This is a genomic window from Tateyamaria sp. GN1-10 (genome assembly GCF_055693845.1).
In genome coordinates, this window is record NZ_JBVFUR010000004.1 from 3758720 (window position 1) to 3780993 (window position 22274).

Here is a 22274-nt window from a genome sequence, read left to right on the forward strand (position 1 = left end):
TCTATACCAGAAAACGGCTACCACATGGTCCGGGCTGCACGCTCGGGCCATGCCGCATCATAGGATGCGCCACCTTCATCGCCCTCGGACACTTCGGCCAGGATTTCGCCTGGTGTCGGAAGTCTCTCAGCATCGTCGCGCGACCACAGACCTGACCGGATCAATGCCCGCGCGCATTGGGTGTAGACCTCTCCCACGCGAGATCACGATCACCGTTGCCGGATGCCTCCCCTTCTGCTCGAACTGCTGTCTCAGCCCCTCATCCGCTGTTAGCCGAGCCTTACCATTTACCCGCACGACGGTGTTCGACCCCGGCACCATGAACATCAGTGACACACGCCCGTCCTCGACGATGTTGCGCAAGCTGTCGAGCCGCTGGTTCCCACGCCAATCCGGCAGCGCCAGTGTTTTTGGGTCAAGCTGCAGCACGACGGGTCCATCATCACCGCGCGGGCTGCCGTCAGTTCCATCCGGACCAACAGTCGTCAGCACCACAAAGCGTGATGCGGCGATCCACTCGGCGTAAAGCGGGGTCAGATGGTCGGCCACCTTACGCAATGACGGTTGCCCCGGCGTGCCGTACAGGGCTTCCAACGCAGGAATGTCTTCAATGAACTCCATTGGGCTCAAACCCTCCTTCGCGCATCAGCGCGTCTGACCGTGCCTCGACCGTTTCCTCCAGCTCAGTCATAAACGCATCGCGCGTCATACCTTCCGGCAACACAGGCAGAAACTCCACGATCGCGGTGCCGGGCTTGCGCAAGATACCCTTGCGCGGCCAGAACACCCCAACATTTGTCGCAACGGGTACACATGGCTGTCCAAGCTGCTCATACAGAACGGCGGTTCCAACCTTGTAGGCGGCCTTCACCCCTGGTGCCACGCGCGTGCCCTGCGAATAGATGATCAATTGCCCAGGATTGGCACGTCCGGCTTCCACGTCCCGCACCATCTTGGCGATGGCCGCTCCCCGTTTCCCGCGGGCCACTGGAACGCACCCCAGCCGTTTTGCATAAATGCCAATGATCGGCGCATAGAGCAGCTCGCGCTTCATTATGAACTTGGCTGCGGGTAAGGCGTGAAAGATCAGCATGATGTCCAGAAAGGACTGGTGCTTGGCTGCGATAAGCACCTCGCCCTGTGGGACCTCGCCGCGCACTTCACCCTTGATGCCCACCATCCAGCCCATGGTCCAGAACACCCACTTGCAATAGGTCTTGCAGGCCGTATAGGCCCCATTGCGACTGAAGATGGCATAGGGGGCGAACACGATGCCAAGAACGAGCATGGCGACGTAAATCTGGCCCACGAACAGGGCGGAACGGATCATCTGCATTACGTGAGGGTCCTTAGGGCGCGGCTGGCCGCATAGGCCGTGGCGAACAATGCCACTGCCGCGCAAACGAGGGGCAAAAAGACGGGCACCAACCATCCCGCGCCGGTAAAACCAAGCCCTGTCAGAAAGCCGGGGCTATCTCCGCCCGACGGCATGAGCCATACGGCGATCACACCGATGATGGCCCCCACGGCAGAGCCAACGAGGGCCCGCAGCGTAAAGCGCCTGACAAAGGCATTTGCGATATAGCTGTCTGTCGCCCCCACGAGCCGGAGCACGGCAATGACCTGCGCATTGGCAGCCAGTGCAGCGTTTGCAGCCAATGTCACCATAGCAGCGACAGTCCCAACAATGAGCAAAGCAACAGTCCACCCCAGCAGGCGCATCCGCTGTGCTGCGGACACAAGTGGTTCGCGCCAGCGGCCATGATCATCCAGCACGGCCCCGGGAACCTCCGCCGCCAGACGCAAGCGCAGGCCCGTGGCGTCGAACCCCTGATCTGCCGCTTCAATCTCGATCAGCCGGGGGACGGGCAGTGTATCCAAAGGCAGCTCCTGCCCAAACCACGGGGCCAGCAAGGCCTGTTGTTCTTCGTCCGTCAGGGCACGCGCGCCTGCGATGCCCGGTGTTGTAGACAGCACCTGCAAAGCGGCAGCGGTCTGGATCGCCCGTTGATCTTCCGGTGCCACGATACGAATGGTCGCCGTGCGCGCCAGTTCTTCCCCCCATCGGTCGGCCAACCGGCCCGACGCCAGTGACAAGGCAAGCGCAAAAACCGCCAGAAAGGCCATCGCACCTGATACGAACAGGGTCAGTTGCGCTGTAAAGCCCGTGGGCGGAACAACCCGGTCCGCATGTCGATCACCCACCAGAAGAGCGCGCAAGTTGTTCCGGCCAAAAGTCACAGGTCGGCCCCCGCAAGCTGCACCCGGCGGTTCGAGATGCGCAAGACACGCGCCTGTACCTGTGCCTTGGCGGCGCGGATCAGGGAGAGGTCATGAGTGGCCAGCAAGACTGTTTTGCCCATCCTGTTCAACTCGACCAGTAGGGTCAGCAAGCGCTGTGACATCTCCCAATCGACGTTGCCGGTGGGTTCGTCCGCCAGCACAACGTCGGGCGACATGATGACAGCACGGGCCAGTGCCGCACGTTGGCGTTCGCCCCCTGACAGCTCTGGCGGCATCGCGTCAGCCCGGTGGGTCAATCCAACCCAAGCCATAAGCTCGGTCAGATCACCGTTTGCCGCTTCAGCTTGTCGCCCCGACACTGTCAAAGGCAGGGCGACGTTGTCGGACACGTTCAAATGATCCAGAAACTGCACATCCTGATGCACCACCCCAACCTTGCGCCGGATCATCGCCACATCGTCGCGCTCAAGACTGCGCACATCACGCTCAAACAGGCGAATATGTCCTGCTGTGGGTAGCAACGCCCCGTAACACAGCTTGAGAAGGGTGGTCTTGCCTGCGCCAGAGGGGCCCGTCAAAAAATGAAAGGAGCCAGGGGCCAGCTTGACCGAAATATCGGACAGCAATTCACCCCCACCATAGCTGTAGGCTACATTTTCCAGCTCGATCACGCGTGCCCTCGCCCCTTTGGCACCTGTTGTGCCTCAGCACCATGCCGGATTCAATCTGAATGCTCCGACAGTGGTGGTCGCACTTATGTCTTTTCTGAACAATTCCTACAACATATGGTAACACGTAAAACTGAGGCAGGACCCAAAATGCGGCTGATATGTCCCAATTGCGATGCCCAATACGAGGTTGTCGATGACGTGATCCCCTCCGAGGGGCGCGATGTGCAGTGTTCGAACTGCGGCCAGACCTGGTTTCAGCATCATCCCGACCACGCCCCTGAGGAGCCGGAGGAGGCGGAGGCACCTGCGGATCTGAGCCCGCCGGATGATGAACCTGTCGAGGACGAAGAACGCGCTGACGCGCCCGAGCCCCAGCGGCGCGAACTGGATTCTTCGGTTGCCGACATTCTACGCCAGGAAGCAGAGATCGAAGCACAAGCCCGGGCCACCGATGCCGAGGGCCTTGAAAGTCAACCTGACCTTGGTCTCGACAGCGCTGAGACGGATTCAGATCGCCGTGCCCGAGAAGCGCGCGAGCGAATGGCACGGATGCGTGGCGAGGAGGCTGCACCGGAACAGGTTTCGGAAGCGGCGGTGACAGCGGCCGCTATCGGGTCCCGCCGTGACCTGTTGCCGGATATAGAGGAAATCAACTCGACTCTTCGATCGACCGGTGACCGCCAGACTGCGCCTTCGGCAGATACCGCAACCGATCCGGCAGAAGTGGCGCCGCGCAAGTCCAGTTTCCGTCGTGGTTTTACGCTAATGATCCTGCTCGCGGTGATCCTTGGCGCGATCTATGTCTTTGCGCCGGATATCGCGCGGGCGGTTCCCCAAGCCGATCCGTTTCTCAGTGCTTATGTAGCACAGGTCGACAGCGCACGGGTTTGGCTGGATGGGCAAGTTGAAGCGGGTTTGACATGGCTCGACAACCTGTCCGCACCGGCAGAGGAAGGCTAAGCCTTAAAACCGATCCAATAGACGCTTGAGGTAGTCAAGTTCCACGTCAGGACGTTCGCCATCGCCCGAGCGGCGGCGAATTTCGTCCAGCAGATCGCGGGCGCGGCGGTACACGTCTTCGCCCTGAAGCAGCCCTTCCTCGGTACCTACAGAACCATTTGCCCCCGGATCACGGCCAAGGGGATCACGCGCTTCGGCCCGGCGATCACTTTCGCTAGTGCCCTGACCCTGCTGCGCGTTCTGTTGTTCCTGCTGCATCGCTTCGCCCAACGCGCGCATACCTTCGCGCAGCGCCTCCATGGCCTGCGACTGATTGTCGATGGCCTCTGCGAAATCCCGTTGGCGCAAGGCCTCTTCCGCACCGTCCATGGCGCGGCCTGCGCGATCCAACGCATCGCGCGCATCATCGCCCTCGGGCGTGCCCGCGCCTGGCAGGCTACCCTGTTGGCGGCGCAACTCGTCCCGCAACGCCTGCTGGCGGTCGGCAAGAGATCCCTCGGATTGCCCCTCGGCCTGCTCATTGCCTTCGCCGCCGCCCTCATCGGTGCCCTGCTCGCCCTGGCCTTCGCCGCCCTGACTGTGCTGGTTACCCCGACCCTGACCGCCATCACGGCCTTCGTTGCCCTGACTTTCACCAGTTTGCGCATTGGGATTGAACTGCTCTTGCAGATCGCGGAATGCCTGATCGCTCAGGCCTTGCTGTTCACGCAAGGTCTCGGCCAACCCTTCCATGGCCTGTTCTCCAGGGCTCTGGCCTTCGCCGCCTTGCCCTTGGGTGACCTGCATATTCTCAAGCATCTCCTGCAACTCGCGCAGGGCCTGTTCGGCCTCGGCCATGCGGCCTTGCTCCATCAGCTCCTGAATGCGATCCATCATGCGCTGGATATCGTCCTGCGTCATCTGCATCTGGTTCTGGGGCTGGTTGCGCGGGTTCTCGTCATTCTCTTGGCGATCAAGTTCTGCCTGACGGGACAGTTGCTGCATGTAATCATCGGTCGCCCGACGCAGCTCCTGCATCAACTCCTCGATCTCGGCTTGGCTGGCACCATCGCGCATTGCTTGCTCCAACCGTTCGCGAGCACGACGCAAACGCTCCAACGCGTCGGACAGGTCCCCTTCCTCAATCCCGAGGGCAAGGTCCCACATATCGCGCGCAACATCTTCCTGTTGCTCATCCGTCAGGCCATAGCTGGCCAGCGTTTCAAGCCGTGTGATGACACGGCGCAGGCGCAACTGATCCACTTCGCGGCGGAAAACGTCGTCCGGACGGTGGGCCACAGCGCGCAAAATCTGCGCAACACGGGCGCTATTGTCTTTCGACCACATCAGATCGCGGCGTTGCTCAATGATGGAGGCAGCCATCGGGTCAAAGAACCGCCGTCCAGGCAGGATCATCTGGAACGGTTCGGTTTCCGACTGCTGTTCCGCGGCATCAAGTGCAGTCATAACGACCGTCACAGGCAGGTTCGCCCATGGATGTTCCGAGAAATCCTCGACCAACGCTTCCTCAAACTCGGTCCGCTCGCCCGTGAACGGCATTGGCAATGAAGCTGTAATCTCAGGACGCTGTTCGGGCGCGATGCTCAGGCCGTGGCGGCGATCCACCTCATCCAGATCCAGGAAAAAACGGGCCTCGCCTGCCTCGACCCCATAGTCGTCAGATGCGCCAAAGGGGAGTGTCATCTCACCCAGCGCAGTCGCTTCTGGGGCTTCCAAAACAGCGATAGCAGGAGGGATATCCGGCAAAACGGTCACCCCCCACGTCCGCCCACCTGGTCCGTTGATCGCAATCTCGCCCGACTGGACAACAGTAAAGTCCTGTTCGGGGTCCGATGCCGGAGGCACTTCGCCAATGCGGCCGGACACGGTTTCCGCAATGGTCAGCGCGCCGACCTCGCCGTACAGGCGCAAGGTGATCAGCGACCCCGCAGGGACTTCAAGCGGCCCCTCTGCAATGTCATTCAGATAGATGGTGGGGCGTCCGGTGTAGCGCGGGCTTTCAGCCCAACCTTCCCACACCGGGCCCGTTGCCAACCCGTTGCCTGCGCCCGGTGTCATGTCGGTCACCGATCCAACCCGCCAGATAGAGCCAAAGATCAGCGCCACGGCAAAGATTAGCACCGCAACATAGCGCAGGGCATAGGGATCGCGGCGGGCGATGCGCAGATCGGCAGGGACGGGTTGCGCAGCGGCAGCACGCTCGGCCATGCGTGCCTGGTGCGCGCGCCACACGGCCGTCGACGCGGCATCGTCGTCCCCAATGGCCTGTTCATCCATCAGCGCCTGAATGGGGCGGCCTGGCAGCGTTTCGTCCAATCTGACCAGTGCCGCCTCGCGCGTCGGGATACGGAACCGGCGCAGGGCGTAGATCAATGCACCGATGCTTGCCAACGCCGCGACGACACCAAGGAACCAGACCAGTTCGACCATGACAGTGTCGTGGAGGCCCAGCATAAGCATCGCCAAGCACCCCAGCACCACGGTTGCCAGCGGCCACGTGGCTTGCCAGAACGCCTCGGCAAACATACCCGCCCGCGTTAGCGCAAGCGGCCAGCGCAACGCCTTCAGCCCATGCCGAACGTCATGCCTGGAAAAACTCGCCATTCATCGCGTCCCTTGCCGGTGTCGCGGCGCACCATAGCGCCCAAAGCCTCAAGAGGCCCTGAACACGTCAGAGCCACTCAGGGATGGTATCGCGATTTATCATTTCGTCAAAGGTCGGGCGTGCGCGGATCACCGCGTATTGATCACCATTGACCAAAACTTCGGGGATCAGCGGTCGCGTATTGTATTCACTGCTCATAACCGCGCCATAGGCGCCGGCCGACCGAAAAGCGACAAGGTCTCCGGCCGCAAGGGGCGGCATCATACGCTGTTTGGCGAACGTATCCCCGGATTCGCAAACCGGCCCCACGATGTCATAGGGGGCCTGTTCAGTACCCGGAGCAGGCTCGATCACGGGAACGATGTCGTGATGGGCCTCGTACATCGCCGGACGGATCAGGTCGTTCATTGCTCCATCCAGGATCAAGAAGTCCCGCCCCTCGCCCGATTTGACATAGATGACTTCGGATACCATCAACCCCGCGTTGCCCGCGATCAGGCGCCCGGGTTCGATCTCGACCTCGCAGCCCAGATGCCCAACAGTTCGCTTGATCAGCGCGCCATAATCGGTGGGCAGCGGCGGTGCTTCGTTCGAACGGGCGTAGGGAATGCCCAGACCGCCACCCAGATCGAGGCGGCGAATGTCATGCCCATCCTCGCGCAGCTGCACAGTCAACTCGGCCACCTTCTGATAGGCCAGCTCGAACGGAGTCAGATCAGTCAGCTGACTGCCGATATGCACGTCGATACCTATAACGTCGAGGTGGTCCATCGCGCCCGCCATGGCATAAACCTCGCGTGCGCGGGCAATTGGGATGCCGAACTTGTTCTCGGACTTGCCCGTTGCGATCTTGGCGTGGGTCTTGGCATCGACGTCCGGGTTCACCCGGATGGTGATGGGGGCGATGACACCGACCTCACCCGCGACGCGGTTCAGCACCTCCATCTCGGGTTCAGACTCCACGTTGAACTGGCGAATGCCGCCGATCAGGGCCATGCGAATCTCGTCGGCCGTCTTTCCCACGCCAGAAAACACGATCTTGTCGCCCGGCACACCTGCGGCCCTGGCCCGTGCATATTCACCGCCCGACACCACGTCCATGCCAGCACCCGCCTGCGCAAGGGTCTTGAGGATCGCCTGATTGCTGGCCGCCTTCATTGCATAGCAGACAAGATGGTCCATCCCCTCCAGCGCATCATCAAAAAGTTTGAAGTGACGCAGCAAGGTGGCCGTAGAGTAGACATAGAACGGCGTGCCCACGGAGGCGGCTATGTCGGCCACCGGGACATCTTCAGCGTGCAACACGCCATCGCGATACAGAAAATGATCCATGACACGCGCCTTTATCGGGCAAGCTGGCCGGGATCAATCAGGTGACGGGGCGGGACCGCAAAAACAGGTACAAAGGCAGGCCACAACTGACACCGATGCAAAATGTTGCAGGAATGGCGACGAGCGCGATCCAGTTCCGGCGCACCGCCACTTCCGAGATGATCCAAATGGTTAGGGCAAGAGCCGCAATGGTCAGGTCCCAGACCAGACCGCTGGTGGCAGCGTTCACATGCCACGCATCGACCATCGCCATCAAATCCCAGCTGTTAGCCTGAAACCAGCTAACGAAATAGTACATCGGATGGATGGCCCCCCAAATGGCAAGGCCAAGGTAGATCATGCGAATGGGGGCCATGGATCAGAAAAGACTCACGCCGACGGACAGGGGTCCTCTGCTGACGCCCACAGTGCCACCTGCGTGCACGCCGCCGGATCCCACACCGATGTTTACGCCCGCATGCGGTTGCACCGGCTCACCATCAGCACCGCAGGCTGCAAGGGCCAGCAGGGACAGGACACAAAGAACGCGGATCATGCAATCACCTCTCTCCATCGGGCGACCTGCGCACGGACTTGAGTGGGCGCAGTGCCTCCGTAACTTGTACGCGAAGCAACGGAGTTTTCCACGGTCAAAACAGTGAAAACATCGTCAGTGATGCTTTCATGCGCGGTTTTCATCTGCTTCAGGGTCAGATCAGGCAGGTCACACCCCTCGGCCTCGGCCAGCGCCACAAGGCTGCCGGTGATGTGATGCGCATCGCGGAAAGGCAGACCCAGAACGCGCACCAGCCAGTCGGCCAGGTCGGTCGCGGTCGAGAAACCGGAACCCGCCGCAGCAGCCAGACTGTCGCGATCTGCGGTCATGTCACGCACCATCCCGTCCATAGCGGCCAGCGCCAACATCCAGTTGTCGGCCGCGTCAAACACCTGCTCCTTGTCCTCTTGCATATCTTTGGAATAAGTCAGCGGCAGGCCCTTCATCACCATCATCAGCGCTGTGTGCGCGCCATAGATACGGCCCACCTTGGCCCGGATCAGTTCGGCAGCATCGGGGTTCTTCTTCTGCGGCATGATCGACGATCCGGTCGAAAATCTGTCGGACAAGGTGACAAACCGGAATTGAGCCGAAGACCAGATCACCAATTCTTCCGCAAAACGGGACAGGTGTACGGCACAGATGCTGGCCGCACCTAGGAACTCCAGCGCAAAATCACGATCACTCACGGCATCCAAAGAGTTTGCGGCAGGCCGGTCAAAACCCAGCGCCTCCGCCGTCATCTGTCGATCAATCGGGAAAGACGTCCCCGCAAGCGCCGCCGCCCCCAAGGGGCTTTCGTTCATCCGGTCGCGCGCATCGCGCACGCGGGACAGGTCACGGCCAAACATCTCGACATAGGCCATCATGTGATGGCCCCATGTGACCGGCTGCGCTGTTTGCAAATGGGTGAAACCGGGCATAACCCAGTCGGCGCCCGCCTCTGCCTGATCCAGAAGGGCAGCGATCAGCGACAACAACGCACCCTCCGCCGCGTCAAACTGTTCCCGCACCCACAATTTGAAATCGGTGGCAACCTGATCATTCCGGCTGCGCCCCGTGTGCAAACGCCCCGCAGGCTCGCCGATCACCTCTTTCAGCCGCGCCTCAACATTCATGTGAATGTCTTCCAGAGCTGTCGAAAACTGAAACGTGCCTGCGTCAATTTCTGACAAGACCGTGAGCAGCCCTTCCCGGATCGCCTCCACATCCTTATCACTCAGGATGCCGGTGACGCCCAACATGGCGGCATGGGCGCGCGAACCCGCGATGTCCTGGGACGCCATGCGCTGGTCAAATCCGATCGAGGCATTGATTGCCTCCATGATCGCATCTGGCCCTGCCGCAAAACGGCCTCCCCACATTGCATTCGCGGATTTGTCGGTCATCTGGTCGCCCACCTAAGGAAGAGACATGAAAAAAACTGTTGTCGCAGCCCTCTACATGGCCCTGAGCCTTGGTGCAATTCCCGCGCTCGCCGACACGGATGCCGCCGCAGCCCTGCGGGACGGCGACATGAAAAAACTGATCTTCCACGGCACACCCGAAGCGGTTTCGATGCAATCCTTCGATCTGGCCGATGGCGAAGGTGAGGGTTCGCTCGCCGACTATGAAGGCAAGCACATCCTGGTGAACTTCTGGGCCACATGGTGCGCGCCCTGTCGGCACGAAATGCCCATGCTATCAGAATTGCAAGCCGAATTCGGTGGCGACGACTTCGAGGTCGTGACCATCGCGACAGGCCGCAACAACCCGGCTGCCATCGTGAAGTTCCTTGAAGAAATCAACGCAACCAACCTGCCCCGTCATCAAGACCCGAAACAGAAGCTGGCCGCGCAAATGGGCATCTTTGGCCTGCCAATCACCGTTCTGATCGACCCCGAAGGGCGCGAGATCGCCCGCCTGCGCGGCGATGCCGACTGGTCATCGGACAGCGCCAAGGCAATCATCGCAACATTGATCGAGCGCGAAGACAGCTAACTGCCATTCATTGGCTGAATGCGGCGTAACCGGGGTGTGATGAGTTCGACCAGCTCCGGGTCCATAAACCCAAAGCGGTCGGGGACATTCAAGAGACGCACAGGCACATCGCGTAAATTGGCACCAAACCTCTGTTGCAAAAACCGCTTCTGCCGCTGTTGCATGACGATCACCATGTCGGCCCATTAAGGTGTTCCTTAGACACCTGTTCGTCGGCATCTCTGCTCAACCCGGCAAAGTCTGCTTCGAACTCTGGCCAGGCCGCGACAACATCAGCGGCCATGGGGCTAAGCATCCGGGTTTTTCCGCAGAGAAACAAAACGCGATACATGTCACGCGGATAACGTACTATCGCCTTCAAGCCCCACTGGCCTTTGATGCGATCAGCCGCAGCTCGCACACGATACTCACTTTTAATTTTTATTAACAGTGTCTTGAGGTTAATCATTGGCAACCGAACTTGCGTCCCACAAGCAAACCTGACGCGACGCCAAGCTTGACGATTGCGCGCCTGCTCCGCTGAAGTGGTAACAGGGAGGATCAGGCCGTGCCATTGCACATCCTGCTCATTTTAGTGGTCGGTGGCATCGCGGGCATTGCGCTCGTGTTGCATTGGCTTGGTTTGTCCAAGGTCCTGCCTTTCACGCCTGAAACCGCCCGTGCCGCATGGATGCGCACGCACCCGGATGATGTGATCGAAAAGACAATGATTACCGCCGATGGACGTGCCGCACGGATCACGACAGAGCGCGGTCCTGGTATCCTGTGGCAGATGGGGGCAGACACATGCGCCCGACTGCTGACAGGTAACGAAACGCTCCGCATCAACGCAAAATCGACAACGCTTTACCTTGATGACTATGCCGCTCCGAAAGTGCGGCTGCATCTCACCCCCGACGAATACACCGACTGGCAAACGTGGATCACCCAAAAATGATGAGCGACCTGACCTACCCCGACGTCGTACAACTTGCTGTCCCCTTCTTCATCGTCGCGATTGCCATCGAACTGGCATGGATCGTCATCAAACATCGCGGCGGGCGCTACGAAACACGTGACGCCGTCACATCGCTGATCATGGGGGCTGGCAGTGTCGCGTCGGGCATCATCTTGGGCTTCATCGCCTGGGGGTTTTTCATGTGGCTCTGGGCGATCACCCCATTTGATCTCGGAACCGGCATCTGGGTTGTGCTGATCTGCTTCGTACTGGATGACCTGCGGTACTACTGGGTGCACCGTTTCGGGCACCGCATCCGCTGGGTCTGGGCCAGCCACGTCAACCACCACTCCAGCCAACACTACAACCTGACAACAGCCCTGCGGCAGACGTGGACCGGCACCTTCACCTTCATGATGGTTGTCCGTGCACCCTTGATCCTGCTCGGCTTTCACCCGGCCATGGTGCTATTCGTCGGCGGCCTCAACCTGATCTACCAATTCTGGATTCATACCGAAGCCATCAGAAAACTGCCCCGCTGGGTCGAGGCCGTGATGAACACACCCAGTCACCACCGCGTCCATCACGGACGCAACGCTAGGTATCTCGATGCCAATTACGCTGGTGTCTTCATCATCTGGGACAAGATGTTCGGCACCTTTGTTCCAGAGCTGGACAGTGAAAAGCCGGACTACGGGCTGGTCCAGAACATCGGCACCTTCAACCCGATCCGGGTCGCGTTTCACGAATGGGTCGGCATCTGGAAGGATGTCACCCAACGTGGGCTGACGCTCAAAGATCGCCTGCTCTACGCAGTTGCCCCACCGGGATGGAGCCACGATGGCTCCCGCGATACTTCAGCAAAGATCAAGGCCAAGCATCTGGCACGCGCGCCTCAGGACAAGGGCACGCCAGGGTTCAACTAAACCGTTTATCTTGACCGGAAACACGATGGGGCCGCCCGCAAGGCGAGGGCAAGGCCTCAAAATCATGTCATCGCGCAGCGTCCGACAGATCAAGCGACGTGGTTTAGGATTGCAGCTTCGCTGGCGCTCAGGTTGCGACGCGCGTAGCTACCATAGGTATGCGGGTCACGTTCCAGGTTCGGCATGCCTCCCACCAACCGCGCGCGATCATCTTCGTTCAGCATCGACAGCGCAGTATTGGCCGGATGGAAGCTTTCGGTCTCCACACCGTTGGCACGCAACACCTCGTGTTTGGGAAGAAGCAGATGAACATAGGTCACTTTGCGTGCCTTGAGATCGACGGTGATGGTGGACCCATTGACAAGATCTTTGGCCGCAACCAGCACCTCGGGTGTATTGAACAGATCCTTGGCCACGTCTCCCTTGATCAGCATCCGATGTTCCGGTGACACCAGCAGTTCCTGATCGGGGCGCTCCACCCCCAGAGCGCCAGCCGCAATCCGGATCGGACGCAACCGTGGAATGGCAAAGAGCCGTGCGCCGGTCATATGACGGCTTCCGGTCCACAAGATCTCCTGAGGACCATTGTCTTGTGTCTGAACCTTGTCCCCTTCGCGCAGATCTTCGATCAGGCGCGGTCCATCGGGTGTGTCGATCCATGTCCCGGGCGTAAAGCAAATAACGCCACCCGCTCCATCCGGGGTTGGATCACCGTAGGCGGTGTTGATCGTGTGATGCACAACCCACAGGTCGGTTTTTCGCGGTGGAATATCGTCCAGGAACATGAGCAATGGCGGCGCACCGCGCCCCACTTCGATCACTGTCACAGTGTAACTCTTGGCACCGTCCGTAACGACAAAGCTGCTGTCTGTCATCAGCGGCTCCGACTCGTCCGGTTCGGGTGTCAGAGGGGTATTTTCGATGGCTGCCCCAACAAGTCGATGCACCATCCGCGCCGCCCTGCGGCGGATTACGTCTTCTCCGTTCGCCCTGTCCAGACGCAATACATCCTGCGGACCATCCACACGCACGGCGTCCCCACGCCATGCCCATGCTGCGCCCACCGCCAAAGATGGCAAAGGCGCGGCCTCGAGACCGTCCACTTCCGTTTGCGACCAGGAGATGACAAACGTGCCACGAAAGCCCGTTTCCATTGCCTGTATGCCTGCCTTACTTTTTTTATTGCGGGCACGTTAGCAAAGTGATTCGCTTCTGTGAAGTATGGATTTCCACAAGATTCCAGAGTGTTGCACGCGGAAGATAACGTGGGGTCACTGACTGGCCTTCAGCACGCTATCTCAACGCATGCTAGAAAGGCACGCGCCAACGGATTGCACCGACGATCTGGCCCTCGTCCTGACCCTCGAACTCTTCGCCCAGATAGGTCACGCCGTAGAACCCGGACACCCCCGTTTCGCTGCGCCACATCACACCGGCGCGCAGCCGTTCTCGCGTGTCCTCCGGACTGACACCACTGCTGGCAGGCAAGAACTCACTGTCCGCCACCCGCGCAATGTCCGCACCCATCACGAAGCTAAACCCGGTCCAGTCCGACTGAACAACGTCGTAGCGCTGTCCGCTGACACCATCGCGCACCAGAAGCTCGCCTTGTCCAAAGGCGCCATACGTAAAATCTACACCAACCCGAACAAGCGTCTCAACACCAGCCCGCGCCTCAACAAAGGGGCGAAGGGACGTGGATTGTCCTATAGCAAAGCTGCGCCCGGCTTCAGCCACCACATTTAGCAAAACATCGTTGCCGACCTGCGCATCCCGCACCGCATCCGACGGTGTGGAAATGTTGAACGTGTCATGGAATGCGTCCTGAAGTTCGTCGAGGCGGGTCTGCGGGCCAAGAAAGACGATGTCCCCACCGACGGAATACTCCATTGGTCCCCGCGAGAAATGCGTGTGTAGACCCGCTGACAGCGCACCGGCATAGGGACGATCCCCTGGATCAGGTGTGCGGATGTCATCAGGCGCGAGGATTTCGGCAGATAGTCTGAGTTCCAGCAACTGGCCGAACCCGGTCGACGCCGCGCCGTCCCACGTAGGTCCCCAAACACGCGAGGACTGGAAGCCACCGGTACGCCAGCGATCCTCTCCATCGCCAAAGAAGTCATTGGTGATCAGGCGACCGTAACCCAGCCGTTTCCTGTCTTGTGCTTCTGCCAAACCGGAGAAACAGAGCGTCGCACAGAGTGCGGCGGTCAAAATTTTGAGCATTAAGATGCCTCGACAAGCGTGCCCCCCCAGGCCCGACAACGGTTAGCCCAGCGGGTTCTGATTTGCCTAGTGCGGATCGGCCACAGTCAGAAAAACTCAGTCTAAAATTATGCCTTATTTGTGCCTGATTTCTATCCGCCTGACGCCATCAAACAGAATTGCGCGCGCCTGATGGGAGTGACAGAGCTGGCGAGCCAGAAACCCGCCAGCATCACGTTCATGCATATGCGACCTGTTTTTTCTGCGACATGCGCAACCCAACGCACATCATGCGCATCGCATCTTCTGCCGCGCGGCGCAGAAGTTGATCACCATCGCGGATCGCTTCTTCGAGGGTGCAGGGTCGTTTCAGAATGGACGCAAAGGCCGAAATCCCGTGGGAGAATGTCTGGTCGACACCCTTACCGATGGTACCGGCGAGGGCCACGGTCTGAATGTCCCGGTCGGCGGCGCGTCTTGCCACTTCGCAAGGTACTTTTCCGTAAGGGCTTTGACCGTCGAGGCTGCCTTCGGCTGTAATAACCAGATCGGCCTGATCCAGCAGGCGGTCAAAATCGAGATACTGCATCATGATGTCAAAGCGTGGGTGCAACGTGGCACCTGCAAACGCCATCAGACCTGCGCCCAGACCACCAGATGCCCCTGCCCCCTGAGCGGTCCCGACATCCAGACCTGTTTCGGCCCGGATAACGGTTGCCCAGCGTTGCAACGCGGAATCCAGGTAATCCACCTGAGTCGGCGTCGCGCCCTTTTGCGGGCCAAAGACCCGCGCGACGCCTTTCGGCCCCAGCAACATGTTGTGCCAGTTCACCGCGACGTCGATACGCACCGACCTGAGGCGTCGGTCCAGACCCGACATATCGATCCGGTGAAGCCACATCAGCTCGGCGCCGCCGCGACCGATCTCGGCACCTTCTTCGTCGAGAAGTCGCGCACCGAGGGCTTGGGCGAGGCCCGCACCGCCATCGTTGATCCCACTGTCACCACAGCCGATCAAGATTTTCTCCACCCCGGTATCAAGTGCGTGCAGGATCAGTTCGCCGACACCATAGGACGTGGTCAGCATCGGGTTGCGGCAATCCTGCGGCACCAGCGACAGGCCCGCAGCAGCGGCCATCTCGATCACTGCGGTGCGTGGCCCGGGTCCGCCAAGAATGCCATAAAAGCTATCTACCGGTTCACCGACCGGCCCCGTGACGCAAGCCGGGATAATCGCGCCGCCCGTGGCACGTGCCAGCGCTTCGGTTGTGCCTTCGCCACCATCGACCATGGGGGCCTGGAGAATGCGGGCATCCGGCATGGCGCGCAGGATCCCCTTGGAAATGGATTTGGTAACGGCGTTGACAGAGAGAGACTCTTTAAAGCCGGACGGGGCAACAAGAACAGTCATGGTCATGGGGCAGGTTCCTTTTGTCTGCGAGATGGAAGGGAGGGTCGGAAATGCTTGTCTGATGCGCGTCATCGGAACAGACGGGAAAGATCGCTTTTGATCTGCCTGCCCGCGAAGCGCAGATCGCTGCGGGCCTGTGCGATGATCGGCGGTTTTTGGTCGCCCCTACTGGACGCTGTGCGCGTGACACTTAGTGTGCCCGGACCAACGGCCGTTGTACGTTCCGGGCGCAGCACAGGACGCTGACTGGTCGACGGGCCAGTGGGCTCTTCAATTGCCGTGGAAGCCTGATGGCGGGGCGGGGTTTGGTAGGTTGCAGAAAGAAATGACTGTTGCTGATGCACAGGGCCGAGTTTGGCCAGCTGGTCCGGCCAGACCCACAGTGCAAACGCAACAAGCAGCGTGATCTTGACCGGGGCAAGTGGGACAGCGAGTTTGAACAGGTCTCTTTGACTGAACCCGGCGGACTCGTGCATCCCGAAGATGGCCACCGGCTTCGCACTTGCCATCAGAGTTTGGCAAAAGCCTGTACCCATGACCGCAATCAGAATGGTCAGCGTTGCGTCATGCCCCAGACCAGCCACCGGCAACGCCAGCGCGGGCACCAGGATTGCAGCGCGGGCCGAGCGCGAGGTGATGGCCAGATGCGAGATCACGGCAACGATGGACATGAAAATCACGACAGCGCCGGTATGGGTTGCCAGTTTTGTTGGCAGAAGGCTCATGGCGCCTGCGGCCAACCATCGGTCGGCACCCGTGTCCACCACAGCGACCGACAACATCAAGGTCGCCGCCATGTACAGCACCAGCTCCATGTCGACCGAACGAAAAACCTCCTTAGGCTTGCGCGCGCTGAACGGTGGCAACAGAAGCAAGACCGCACCGCCCAGCGCGACCATGGATTCATCCAGACCGTGCATTGGCTTGGCGATCCAAAGGGCGACCAGACCTGCCAACACAAAAAGGATGCGGCGTTGTACTGACGAAAGTGAACCGCCTGTGGCCGACGGCACGATGCGGGCGTGCTGCAAATCCCGAGGGACGAAGATTGCAAAGATCAAAACGGTGGCCAAAACGACCGAAGCGCCGGCAAGTGGTGCACCAATGCGCAACCAATCCAGATAGCCGATCCGTGGTCCGCCGGTCGCGTTAATTGCCTCGACGGCGACCACATGCGCTCCTGCTCCGATAAGCGACCCGCCAGCAGACAGCAGAATGGCCGTTGGAAACAGCAGGGCCAAGGGTTTGATAAGCCTGCGATCCGGCAAAGCAGCCAGCAACCCAAGAAAGACCGGCAGCAGGAGCGCGGCACGCCCCGACGTGCTGGGCAGGAGGAAGGCGGTGGCTGAAATGGCCAGACCAGTCACGAGGAAAAACGGCAGCACTCGCGGGGCGCTTCGCGTCAATGGCGCGACGAGGCGCTCCACAAGGCCAGCCTCCTTGACCACAGCGGCGATGACAAAGGCCGCTAGCAAGAGCCAGACAATCTGTGACCCGAGCGTGTCGGTCAAAGCCTCGGGCGGTTGGGCGCCCATGATCACAAGGGTCAGCGCCGCGATCAAGGCAACCAGACTGTCCGGCAACCGGGTGGCAACCCAACCGATCAACGCACAGACGATGACGATAAGAACGATCCGGGCATCCGGGAGGAGAGTGGTGGCTTTGAACCAGATCACCGCGCCGAGAACTGTAGCCGACACCGCTGGAAGCAAAACCGTTTTCAGCCCTTCGGCCAGAACCGGGTTTGCCTTGCCAAACGTGCCATGGTCCGCAGTCATCGTCATCGTCTGTCCCTTTCGTCGATCAGCGCTTTCGCGGGTTGCTGATCAAAGGGGTAACGACAAAAGCCATCGCCGGGACTTACAGGGCGATGAACGACGGCCCATCAGGTTTGTGAATGTTTTATGACAGCCGTAACTGATGCGGGCCTACGCGCTTTTTCCGGCACCAAGCAGTATACAGTGATCCGCCCAGTCGCATTGTATTCGATGGCTACGGAAAGCGGATTTCGGTTCTGAGACAGGACAGATCAGCGCGGATTCTAAATCTCTGACAAGGAATGATTATTCTCAGGGATTTTCCTTCACCGGACCGCAAATCACACACCGCAAGGGAGAGGTCGCCACGCGCTTGGTTGTCCAAGAATTTGAGTTTTGGTCAAATTTGAGCCAATATTCGCGCATTGATTGATTGTTTGCCATTTAACCGGGAGAATTTTGAGGTGCTTTATTTTAAGTTCACAGCATTCGCCATAACCGTTGCAGCGGCGGGTTCGCTCGCTCCGACAACGGTCAAGGCGACTGGACCGTGTAATCCCCAAATCCAGACCTGCTACTGATCCAGTCCAATGTTTGTAGCATATTGGGCGGTGGGAGCTGTGGGGGCTGTCACGCTAGTCATTGAGGCGTATCGCTAGTTTTAAACGCCACTCGACGTCGAACCTCATGATCGGCATCCGATCCTTAGAAAGGTTGATCTGGATGCGCTGTGCACCAAGGGGGAGCTGCTGCGCGGCTTCCTGATGTATGCCGCACTTATCTTTGCGCATATGCCGCGATCCTCACGTCGACGGAACTCTATTCTATCGTCGCCGCGTCGGAAGCGGCGAGCTCTTCCGACTCTTCAACACTCACGATCGTCGGCGCGCGGGAAGGCACCGGTGACGACGCCGATCTTGCCGGGCAGACATCAGGCTTCGATCTGAGCAAGCCAATTCTTGTGTCGGCCACCATCGTTTCCGCGCTATCTATCGGCCTCTTTTCCCCGATCGAAAGGGTCATGCGGTTCTATGCGCATTGGATCGCCGCGATACCGCGTGGTGTGTATCGCGTCATCGGAAACCTGAAACGCACAAACTATGCAGCGATCAGACCCCGCACCAAGGGACCTCTGGAAATGGCTTTGAACGAAAGCCTGGCAGAGGAACAGGCTCCTGAACCAAACGCGGGCATTCTTCGTGAAATCCGGGAGAGCCTGAAGACGGTCGACGTGCTCCACTGCATCCGTCGTTGGAAGCAGCCGAGGCCAGATTTTTGCGGTGCATAAGCACCGCCCTATCGAGACGCTTATCGAAAAGATGGAGGGCGAATACGAACAAGTCCGCAGCGCTTTGGTCGGTGACGGGTTGAACGAAGGAAACATTGAAGCCGTTCACATGAAAGCAGGGCGTCTGAGGAACAATATTCAAGCCCTGTTTGCCTTGTTGTTCATCCGGAATGACAAGATTGAGGACACTACTAGGCCCAGCCCAACACCGTCCGGTTGATCGAGCATTCGCAGAATGACCGGGAACCAACGCAAAACGCCTTGGCCGGAGTGGTTTTCATCATGGCTATATCTGTATTGGTTGTTTACCCGCTCGTTTACTTGGCGTCGTGGTGGCAGGTTGTGGGCGCAACAGATGGCCTACCTCAGGACCTTGTTGATTTCGTCCGCAACGAAACTCTGGTGTCGCTCATCCAAAGCCTGTTGATGTTCGGCTTGTGCGCGGGCACAGCACTTTTAAGTCGCGAGGCGTCGCTGGAATATGGACGCTGGCAGAGGTGGCCGCTGAACCACATTCCTTTCCTGCACTTTTTTATCCATGCGCTATTTCCCGGCCTCGCGGCAGTATTATTGTGCTCGCTCGCAAAGTTGGAGGAGCAGGCGTGAAGGCAGTTGCGTTAAGCGCGGCCCTGTTCTGCACGATGGCACCGGCGTTGCATGCGCAAGAGGCTCTGATGGTTGGTGTACGATCAAACGCAACCGGCATGGCCCACACATCAGAAGCGCTTGTCGATATAACGTTTTTGGTGTTTTCCGGCCCGCTGGAAGAAGACGGTTTTGAAGGCTATGTCGCCTTCATCTGCGACAGTGCTCTTGTTGAAATGCAGACAGTTTTTGGCGCGGAATTGAGCATTGAAGTTGTTCCACTTCTGGCGGCCGAGGTGTTTCCCGCGCTGCGGAGTGGCGAGATTGACATTATATGCAGCCCGACGACGGCCACGAAAAAACGTCTGTCGAATTACATTTCCTCGCCGCCGGTTTTCTTGTCCGGCGTCACCTATGCGCAACGAAAACCAGTGGGCGAAGCTGCCACATGTTCGGCCTTGGTGGGGTCGCTTGGCGGATCGACGTCCGGGTTGGCGCTGATCGCGACAATCGCACAGTCGGGCAGCTTCCGCGACGACGGTATCATTCTTGAGAGATTCCGAGTGAAGGATGACAGCTGGCAAGAGGCGTACGCCGATTGCGATGACCCGCCAGCTGCCCCGATCCGGCAATATGATGGCCATCTGGAGCTTGCCAAAGCGTTTTGCTCGAGTGAGATCAAGTACTATGTCGGTGACTACGAAATTGTAGCCCTGACGCTGCAAGCGTATCGCAAGACCGACCCAATATGTGACTACGCTATTTCCGACCGCATGTTCTCGGAGGAGCGATATGTCCTCCTTGGAAACACATATCGGACGTCACCCGAAAAGACCCGGTTCATTGCGACATTCTTCGAGATACTGAACCGGCAGGTATTCTTTCAACCCTCAATCCTTAATGAGGCGTTTGAGGATAGCTTCCCAAAGGGACAAGCCCCCCAAAGCTGAAAACGTTGTACTGGGCATTGCGTGGCCATGTTGACGAGTAGTGGGAATTGAACGGGTGATCTTCAACCGCAGCAACTGACACGCCAATCATCACGGACGGATGTAAGCCCCGGCTTTCATCCGAGCTTACACCAACGTCATTTAGTTGACTGAGATCAGGAACGGATCGAACGTCAGTCCTTTGGAGTCATTGAACTTGAGCGTTGCGTTGTACTGAAACGACTTACCCGCCGATCCGCCCGGTGGTTGGAATTTTGACTCCCAAACACCTGCAGACAGCGGGTCTGGCACCGGATTGATGTACTTGTCGGCCACGGCAGTGCCCGAGAAGCTTGCAATAGTAGCGTTGGTGCCGGGATCGATAGGCGCAACAGACCAGACAATGGTGTCTCCATTGTGAAGCTTGGTGCTGAGTTCGTCCTGCCCTTCGTTGTACGAACCGAGGTATCCGTTCGTATCGGCGAGATAAATGTTTTGGCTGAGGTTGCCGCTGGCAAGGGCGCCTTCGATGTCAACCATCATAAGTACGTCTACTGTGGACATGTGTTTTCTCCTGTGGTGTGCGATTGTTGATTTTGCTCGACCGCGTGTGGACCGGTCGAACGAGTTGTCGTTGGTCATGCAACGATCAAGAACGGATCGAACGTCATATTCTTGCCCTCAAACGATAGGGTCATCGTGTATTGGTAGGACGTACCGGAAGGTGTGCCGCCGGGAGGTTGGAACTTTGATTCCCACGACGTTGGCGTCAGCGGGTCTTGCACCGGACTGATGTATTTGTCGCTGACGGCGGTGCCTGAAAAGCTGTTGATTTCGACCGAGGTGCCAGGGTCGATGGGTGCGACGCTCCAGACGATTGTATCGCCGATGGCAAGCTTGGTCTGCAGCTCATCTGTGCCTTCCCTCCCGGACCCCATGTATTTGTTGGTATCAACCATGTAGGTGTTCGAACCGAGGTTGCCGCTGCTCAGGGCGCCCTCGACGTCTACGGCGATCAGAACGTTTACGGTGGCCATTTCAAGTCTCCTTGTGGTCAGTATTTTCAGCGCATGATCCGCTGAAGTTTGAGAGTGTGTGTGGGGGTTGCTCCACGGAAACCAAATTCCCGTAGAAGTAGTTTTCTGCCTGAAACCCTTATGAAATCATTGCAAAAAGCTGATGCTCACGATCTGAAATGCTTCCGCTGCATTTCAGAAACCCAGGGCATCCACCAATACGGTTCGATTTGGATGTGTACGCGCGCGGGCCGAATGGAACGGCGGTCGCGCAAACACAGAGCACGCGTGCGCCACGCGTCGTATTTCAACAAGAAACAGTTGACCGTAACCGCGCAAACCACGTTTCGGATTAATTTCGGAAAGATTTCAGGAACTAAATGTCGCCTCTGGGCATAATTAGTTTGTGCATGGAAGCGTTTCGTGAGGCGCCCCATGTAAGTTGCGAAAGGGAAGACATAGCGAATGGAAAACCGCCTAGTAAGCGAAGCTCGAACCTTCACCTACTACGCTGGTGTCACCGCTGATGTCCCCGCTGCGGCAGTGGGCGAAGGCGTATTTTTTGATGACCAGGTTATTAGTAGTAAGTACTGGCGCCTTCGCTTACCTCGCCCTGATTAGTTCCGGGCGTTCTGGTTGAGGAGCCTGCAGCTTGCCCGAATAGAGCATATCAAGCCTGCGCTACGGGAAAGAGCTGTACCCAGTTCGGAACCTAAATTCGATGTGGGCACCAATGATTTGCAACCAGACATGGCGACACCCAAATAACGTGAGACGCTGTGTACAACGTTTTGGTTGGGCGAGAATTCTCCGTCCAGCGCAACAACGCAATTTCCCGTCAAAGGCGAACGCAAAGAGCTTGAGTGACAGATGTGTCGGCCAGGTCGAGAACG

General features: G+C 58.9%; 23 protein-coding genes and 1 pseudogene. 8 read left to right on the forward strand and 16 right to left on the reverse strand.

Annotation, left to right across the window (positions count from 1 at the left end):
- Positions 1–17 precede the first annotated feature (17 nt).
- The 4 genes and pseudogenes from ACZ1HN_RS20745 to ACZ1HN_RS20760 form a co-directional block, all read right to left on the reverse strand.
- A pseudogene (locus ACZ1HN_RS20745) lies at positions 18–621 on the reverse strand (pyridoxamine 5'-phosphate oxidase family protein).
- Positions 608–1336, reverse strand: coding sequence for a lysophospholipid acyltransferase family protein (locus ACZ1HN_RS20750; RefSeq protein WP_299599559.1), 729 nt, complete (start codon positions 1334–1336; stop codon positions 608–610). The pseudogene ACZ1HN_RS20745 and the gene ACZ1HN_RS20750 overlap by 14 nt, the downstream one beginning before the upstream one ends.
- Positions 1336–2220, reverse strand: coding sequence for a cell division protein FtsX (locus ACZ1HN_RS20755; RefSeq protein ID WP_472728866.1), 885 nt, complete (start codon positions 2218–2220; stop codon positions 1336–1338). Before ACZ1HN_RS20755 ends, ACZ1HN_RS20750 begins: the two co-directional genes overlap by 1 nt.
- A gap of 17 nt (positions 2221–2237) precedes the next feature.
- The gene (locus ACZ1HN_RS20760) at positions 2238–2915 is read right to left on the reverse strand and encodes a cell division ATP-binding protein FtsE (protein WP_299201258.1); all 678 of its coding nucleotides are present in this window, start codon (positions 2913–2915) and stop codon (positions 2238–2240) included.
- 147 nt (positions 2916–3062) lie between these two features.
- On the opposite strand from ACZ1HN_RS20760, the gene ACZ1HN_RS20765 reads away from it, so the two are divergent.
- Positions 3063–3875 (forward strand): zinc-ribbon domain-containing protein, encoded by an 813-nt coding sequence (locus ACZ1HN_RS20765; RefSeq protein ID WP_472728867.1) that lies wholly within the window; start codon positions 3063–3065, stop codon positions 3873–3875.
- Between the two features lie 3 nt (positions 3876–3878).
- Here ACZ1HN_RS20765 and ACZ1HN_RS20770 read toward each other — a convergent pair whose 3' ends face one another.
- The 5 genes from ACZ1HN_RS20770 to argH all read right to left on the reverse strand — a co-directional run bounded on the left by ACZ1HN_RS20770 (position 3879) and on the right by argH (position 9735).
- A complete protein-coding gene (locus ACZ1HN_RS20770) occupies positions 3879–6479 on the reverse strand; it encodes a TIGR02302 family protein (protein ID WP_472728868.1) in 2601 nt (866 codons plus the stop codon).
- Between the two features lie 67 nt (positions 6480–6546).
- The gene (lysA, locus tag ACZ1HN_RS20775; RefSeq protein ID WP_472728869.1) at positions 6547–7812 is read right to left on the reverse strand and encodes a diaminopimelate decarboxylase; all 1266 of its coding nucleotides are present in this window, start codon (positions 7810–7812) and stop codon (positions 6547–6549) included.
- A gap of 37 nt (positions 7813–7849) precedes the next feature.
- A complete protein-coding gene (locus ACZ1HN_RS20780; protein ID WP_299599570.1) occupies positions 7850–8167 on the reverse strand; it encodes a DUF2834 domain-containing protein in 318 nt (105 codons plus the stop codon).
- A 3-nt stretch (positions 8168–8170) separates the two neighbouring features.
- Positions 8171–8347, reverse strand: a complete 177-nt coding sequence (locus tag ACZ1HN_RS20785; protein WP_299201241.1) for a hypothetical protein — start codon at positions 8345–8347, stop codon at positions 8171–8173.
- Positions 8344–9735, reverse strand: a complete 1392-nt coding sequence (argH, locus tag ACZ1HN_RS20790; RefSeq protein WP_472728870.1) for an argininosuccinate lyase — start codon at positions 9733–9735, stop codon at positions 8344–8346. Before argH ends, ACZ1HN_RS20785 begins: the two co-directional genes overlap by 4 nt.
- Before the next feature lie 25 nt (positions 9736–9760).
- On the opposite strand from argH, the gene ACZ1HN_RS20795 reads away from it, so the two are divergent.
- Complete coding sequence (locus ACZ1HN_RS20795) at positions 9761–10327, forward strand: TlpA disulfide reductase family protein (protein ID WP_299770185.1); 567 nt, start codon at positions 9761–9763, stop codon at positions 10325–10327.
- Here the strand turns inward: ACZ1HN_RS20795 and ACZ1HN_RS20800 are convergent.
- Positions 10324–10503: a hypothetical protein gene (locus ACZ1HN_RS20800; protein ID WP_472728871.1), complete on the reverse strand. Its 180-nt coding sequence runs from the start codon at positions 10501–10503 to the stop codon at positions 10324–10326. The genes ACZ1HN_RS20795 and ACZ1HN_RS20800 overlap by 4 nt on opposite strands.
- Positions 10504–10874: 371 nt before the next feature.
- Between ACZ1HN_RS20800 and ACZ1HN_RS20805 the strand changes: the two genes are divergently transcribed.
- Together ACZ1HN_RS20805 and ACZ1HN_RS20810 are read left to right on the forward strand one after the other, a co-directional pair.
- Positions 10875–11264 carry a hypothetical protein gene (locus ACZ1HN_RS20805; protein WP_472728872.1) on the forward strand — a complete coding sequence of 130 codons (390 nt, stop codon included), beginning with the start codon at positions 10875–10877 and terminating at the stop codon, positions 11262–11264.
- On the forward strand, positions 11261–12190 hold the full coding sequence (locus tag ACZ1HN_RS20810) for a sterol desaturase family protein (RefSeq protein ID WP_472728873.1): 930 nt from the start codon (positions 11261–11263) through the stop codon (positions 12188–12190). Before ACZ1HN_RS20805 ends, ACZ1HN_RS20810 begins: the two co-directional genes overlap by 4 nt.
- Before the next feature lie 89 nt (positions 12191–12279).
- On the opposite strand, the gene ACZ1HN_RS20815 is transcribed toward ACZ1HN_RS20810, so the two are convergent.
- The 4 genes from ACZ1HN_RS20815 to ACZ1HN_RS20830 form a co-directional block, all read right to left on the reverse strand.
- Positions 12280–13344 (reverse strand): Hint domain-containing protein, encoded by a 1065-nt coding sequence (locus tag ACZ1HN_RS20815; RefSeq protein ID WP_299201226.1) that lies wholly within the window; start codon positions 13342–13344, stop codon positions 12280–12282.
- Between the two features lie 154 nt (positions 13345–13498).
- Positions 13499–14416: a lipid A-modifier LpxR family protein gene (locus tag ACZ1HN_RS20820; RefSeq protein WP_472728874.1), complete on the reverse strand. Its 918-nt coding sequence runs from the start codon at positions 14414–14416 to the stop codon at positions 13499–13501.
- A gap of 217 nt (positions 14417–14633) precedes the next feature.
- The gene (locus ACZ1HN_RS20825) at positions 14634–15812 is read right to left on the reverse strand and encodes a glycerate kinase family protein (protein ID WP_472728875.1); all 1179 of its coding nucleotides are present in this window, start codon (positions 15810–15812) and stop codon (positions 14634–14636) included.
- A gap of 62 nt (positions 15813–15874) precedes the next feature.
- On the reverse strand, positions 15875–17590 hold the full coding sequence (locus ACZ1HN_RS20830) for an SLC13 family permease (protein WP_472728876.1): 1716 nt from the start codon (positions 17588–17590) through the stop codon (positions 15875–15877).
- A gap of 703 nt (positions 17591–18293) precedes the next feature.
- On the opposite strand from ACZ1HN_RS20830, the gene ACZ1HN_RS20835 reads away from it, so the two are divergent.
- The 4 genes from ACZ1HN_RS20835 to ACZ1HN_RS20850 are packed head-to-tail and all read left to right on the forward strand — an operon-like array spanning position 18294 to position 20386.
- Positions 18294–18851, forward strand: a complete 558-nt coding sequence (locus tag ACZ1HN_RS20835) for a hypothetical protein (protein ID WP_472728877.1) — start codon at positions 18294–18296, stop codon at positions 18849–18851.
- Complete coding sequence (locus ACZ1HN_RS20840) at positions 18844–19071, forward strand: hypothetical protein (RefSeq protein WP_472728878.1); 228 nt, start codon at positions 18844–18846, stop codon at positions 19069–19071. Before ACZ1HN_RS20835 ends, ACZ1HN_RS20840 begins: the two co-directional genes overlap by 8 nt.
- Positions 19068–19457, forward strand: coding sequence for a hypothetical protein (locus tag ACZ1HN_RS20845; RefSeq protein WP_472728879.1), 390 nt, complete (start codon positions 19068–19070; stop codon positions 19455–19457). The genes ACZ1HN_RS20840 and ACZ1HN_RS20845 overlap by 4 nt, the downstream gene beginning before the upstream one ends.
- Positions 19454–20386 (forward strand): substrate-binding periplasmic protein, encoded by a 933-nt coding sequence (locus tag ACZ1HN_RS20850; RefSeq protein WP_472728880.1) that lies wholly within the window; start codon positions 19454–19456, stop codon positions 20384–20386. Before ACZ1HN_RS20845 ends, ACZ1HN_RS20850 begins: the two co-directional genes overlap by 4 nt.
- A gap of 141 nt (positions 20387–20527) precedes the next feature.
- Here the strand turns inward: ACZ1HN_RS20850 and makC (ACZ1HN_RS20855) are convergent, their stop codons facing one another.
- Together makC (ACZ1HN_RS20855) and makC (ACZ1HN_RS20860) are read right to left on the reverse strand one after the other, a co-directional pair.
- Positions 20528–20929 carry an alpha-pore-forming tripartite toxin MakABE regulator gene (gene makC, locus ACZ1HN_RS20855; protein WP_472728881.1) on the reverse strand — a complete coding sequence of 134 codons (402 nt, stop codon included), beginning with the start codon at positions 20927–20929 and terminating at the stop codon, positions 20528–20530.
- Positions 20930–21003: 74 nt separating this feature from the next.
- On the reverse strand, positions 21004–21402 hold the full coding sequence (makC, locus tag ACZ1HN_RS20860; protein ID WP_472728882.1) for an alpha-pore-forming tripartite toxin MakABE regulator: 399 nt from the start codon (positions 21400–21402) through the stop codon (positions 21004–21006).
- Between the last annotated feature and the right edge of the window lie 872 nt (positions 21403–22274).

Excerpts from the sequence above, each read along its gene's own strand:
- makC (WP_472728882.1), bottom strand. The coding sequence starts at position 21,402 with ATGGCCACCGTAAACGTTCTGATCGCCGTAGACGTCGAGGGCGCCCTG.
- argH (WP_472728870.1), bottom strand. The coding sequence starts at position 9,735 with ATGACCGACAAATCCGCGAATGCAATGTGGGGAGGCCGTTTTGCGGCA.
- lysA (WP_472728869.1), bottom strand. The coding sequence starts at position 7,812 with ATGGATCATTTTCTGTATCGCGATGGCGTGTTGCACGCTGAAGATGTC.
- ACZ1HN_RS20810 (WP_472728873.1), top strand. The coding sequence starts at position 11,261 with ATGATGAGCGACCTGACCTACCCCGACGTCGTACAACTTGCTGTCCCC.
- ACZ1HN_RS20785 (WP_299201241.1), bottom strand. The coding sequence starts at position 8,347 with ATGATCCGCGTTCTTTGTGTCCTGTCCCTGCTGGCCCTTGCAGCCTGC.
- ACZ1HN_RS20765 (WP_472728867.1), top strand. The coding sequence starts at position 3,063 with ATGCGGCTGATATGTCCCAATTGCGATGCCCAATACGAGGTTGTCGAT.
- ACZ1HN_RS20770 (WP_472728868.1), bottom strand. The coding sequence starts at position 6,479 with ATGGCGAGTTTTTCCAGGCATGACGTTCGGCATGGGCTGAAGGCGTTG.
- ACZ1HN_RS20795 (WP_299770185.1), top strand. The coding sequence starts at position 9,761 with ATGAAAAAAACTGTTGTCGCAGCCCTCTACATGGCCCTGAGCCTTGGT.
- ACZ1HN_RS20800 (WP_472728871.1), bottom strand. The coding sequence starts at position 10,503 with ATGGTGATCGTCATGCAACAGCGGCAGAAGCGGTTTTTGCAACAGAGG.
- ACZ1HN_RS20820 (WP_472728874.1), bottom strand. The coding sequence starts at position 14,416 with ATGCTCAAAATTTTGACCGCCGCACTCTGTGCGACGCTCTGTTTCTCC.
- makC (WP_472728881.1), bottom strand. The coding sequence starts at position 20,929 with ATGTCCACAGTAGACGTACTTATGATGGTTGACATCGAAGGCGCCCTT.
- ACZ1HN_RS20750 (WP_299599559.1), bottom strand. The coding sequence starts at position 1,336 with ATGCAGATGATCCGTTCCGCCCTGTTCGTGGGCCAGATTTACGTCGCC.
- ACZ1HN_RS20815 (WP_299201226.1), bottom strand. The coding sequence starts at position 13,344 with ATGGAAACGGGCTTTCGTGGCACGTTTGTCATCTCCTGGTCGCAAACG.
- ACZ1HN_RS20825 (WP_472728875.1), bottom strand. The coding sequence starts at position 15,812 with ATGACCATGACTGTTCTTGTTGCCCCGTCCGGCTTTAAAGAGTCTCTC.
- ACZ1HN_RS20830 (WP_472728876.1), bottom strand. The coding sequence starts at position 17,590 with ATGACGATGACTGCGGACCATGGCACGTTTGGCAAGGCAAACCCGGTT.
- ACZ1HN_RS20780 (WP_299599570.1), bottom strand. The coding sequence starts at position 8,167 with ATGGCCCCCATTCGCATGATCTACCTTGGCCTTGCCATTTGGGGGGCC.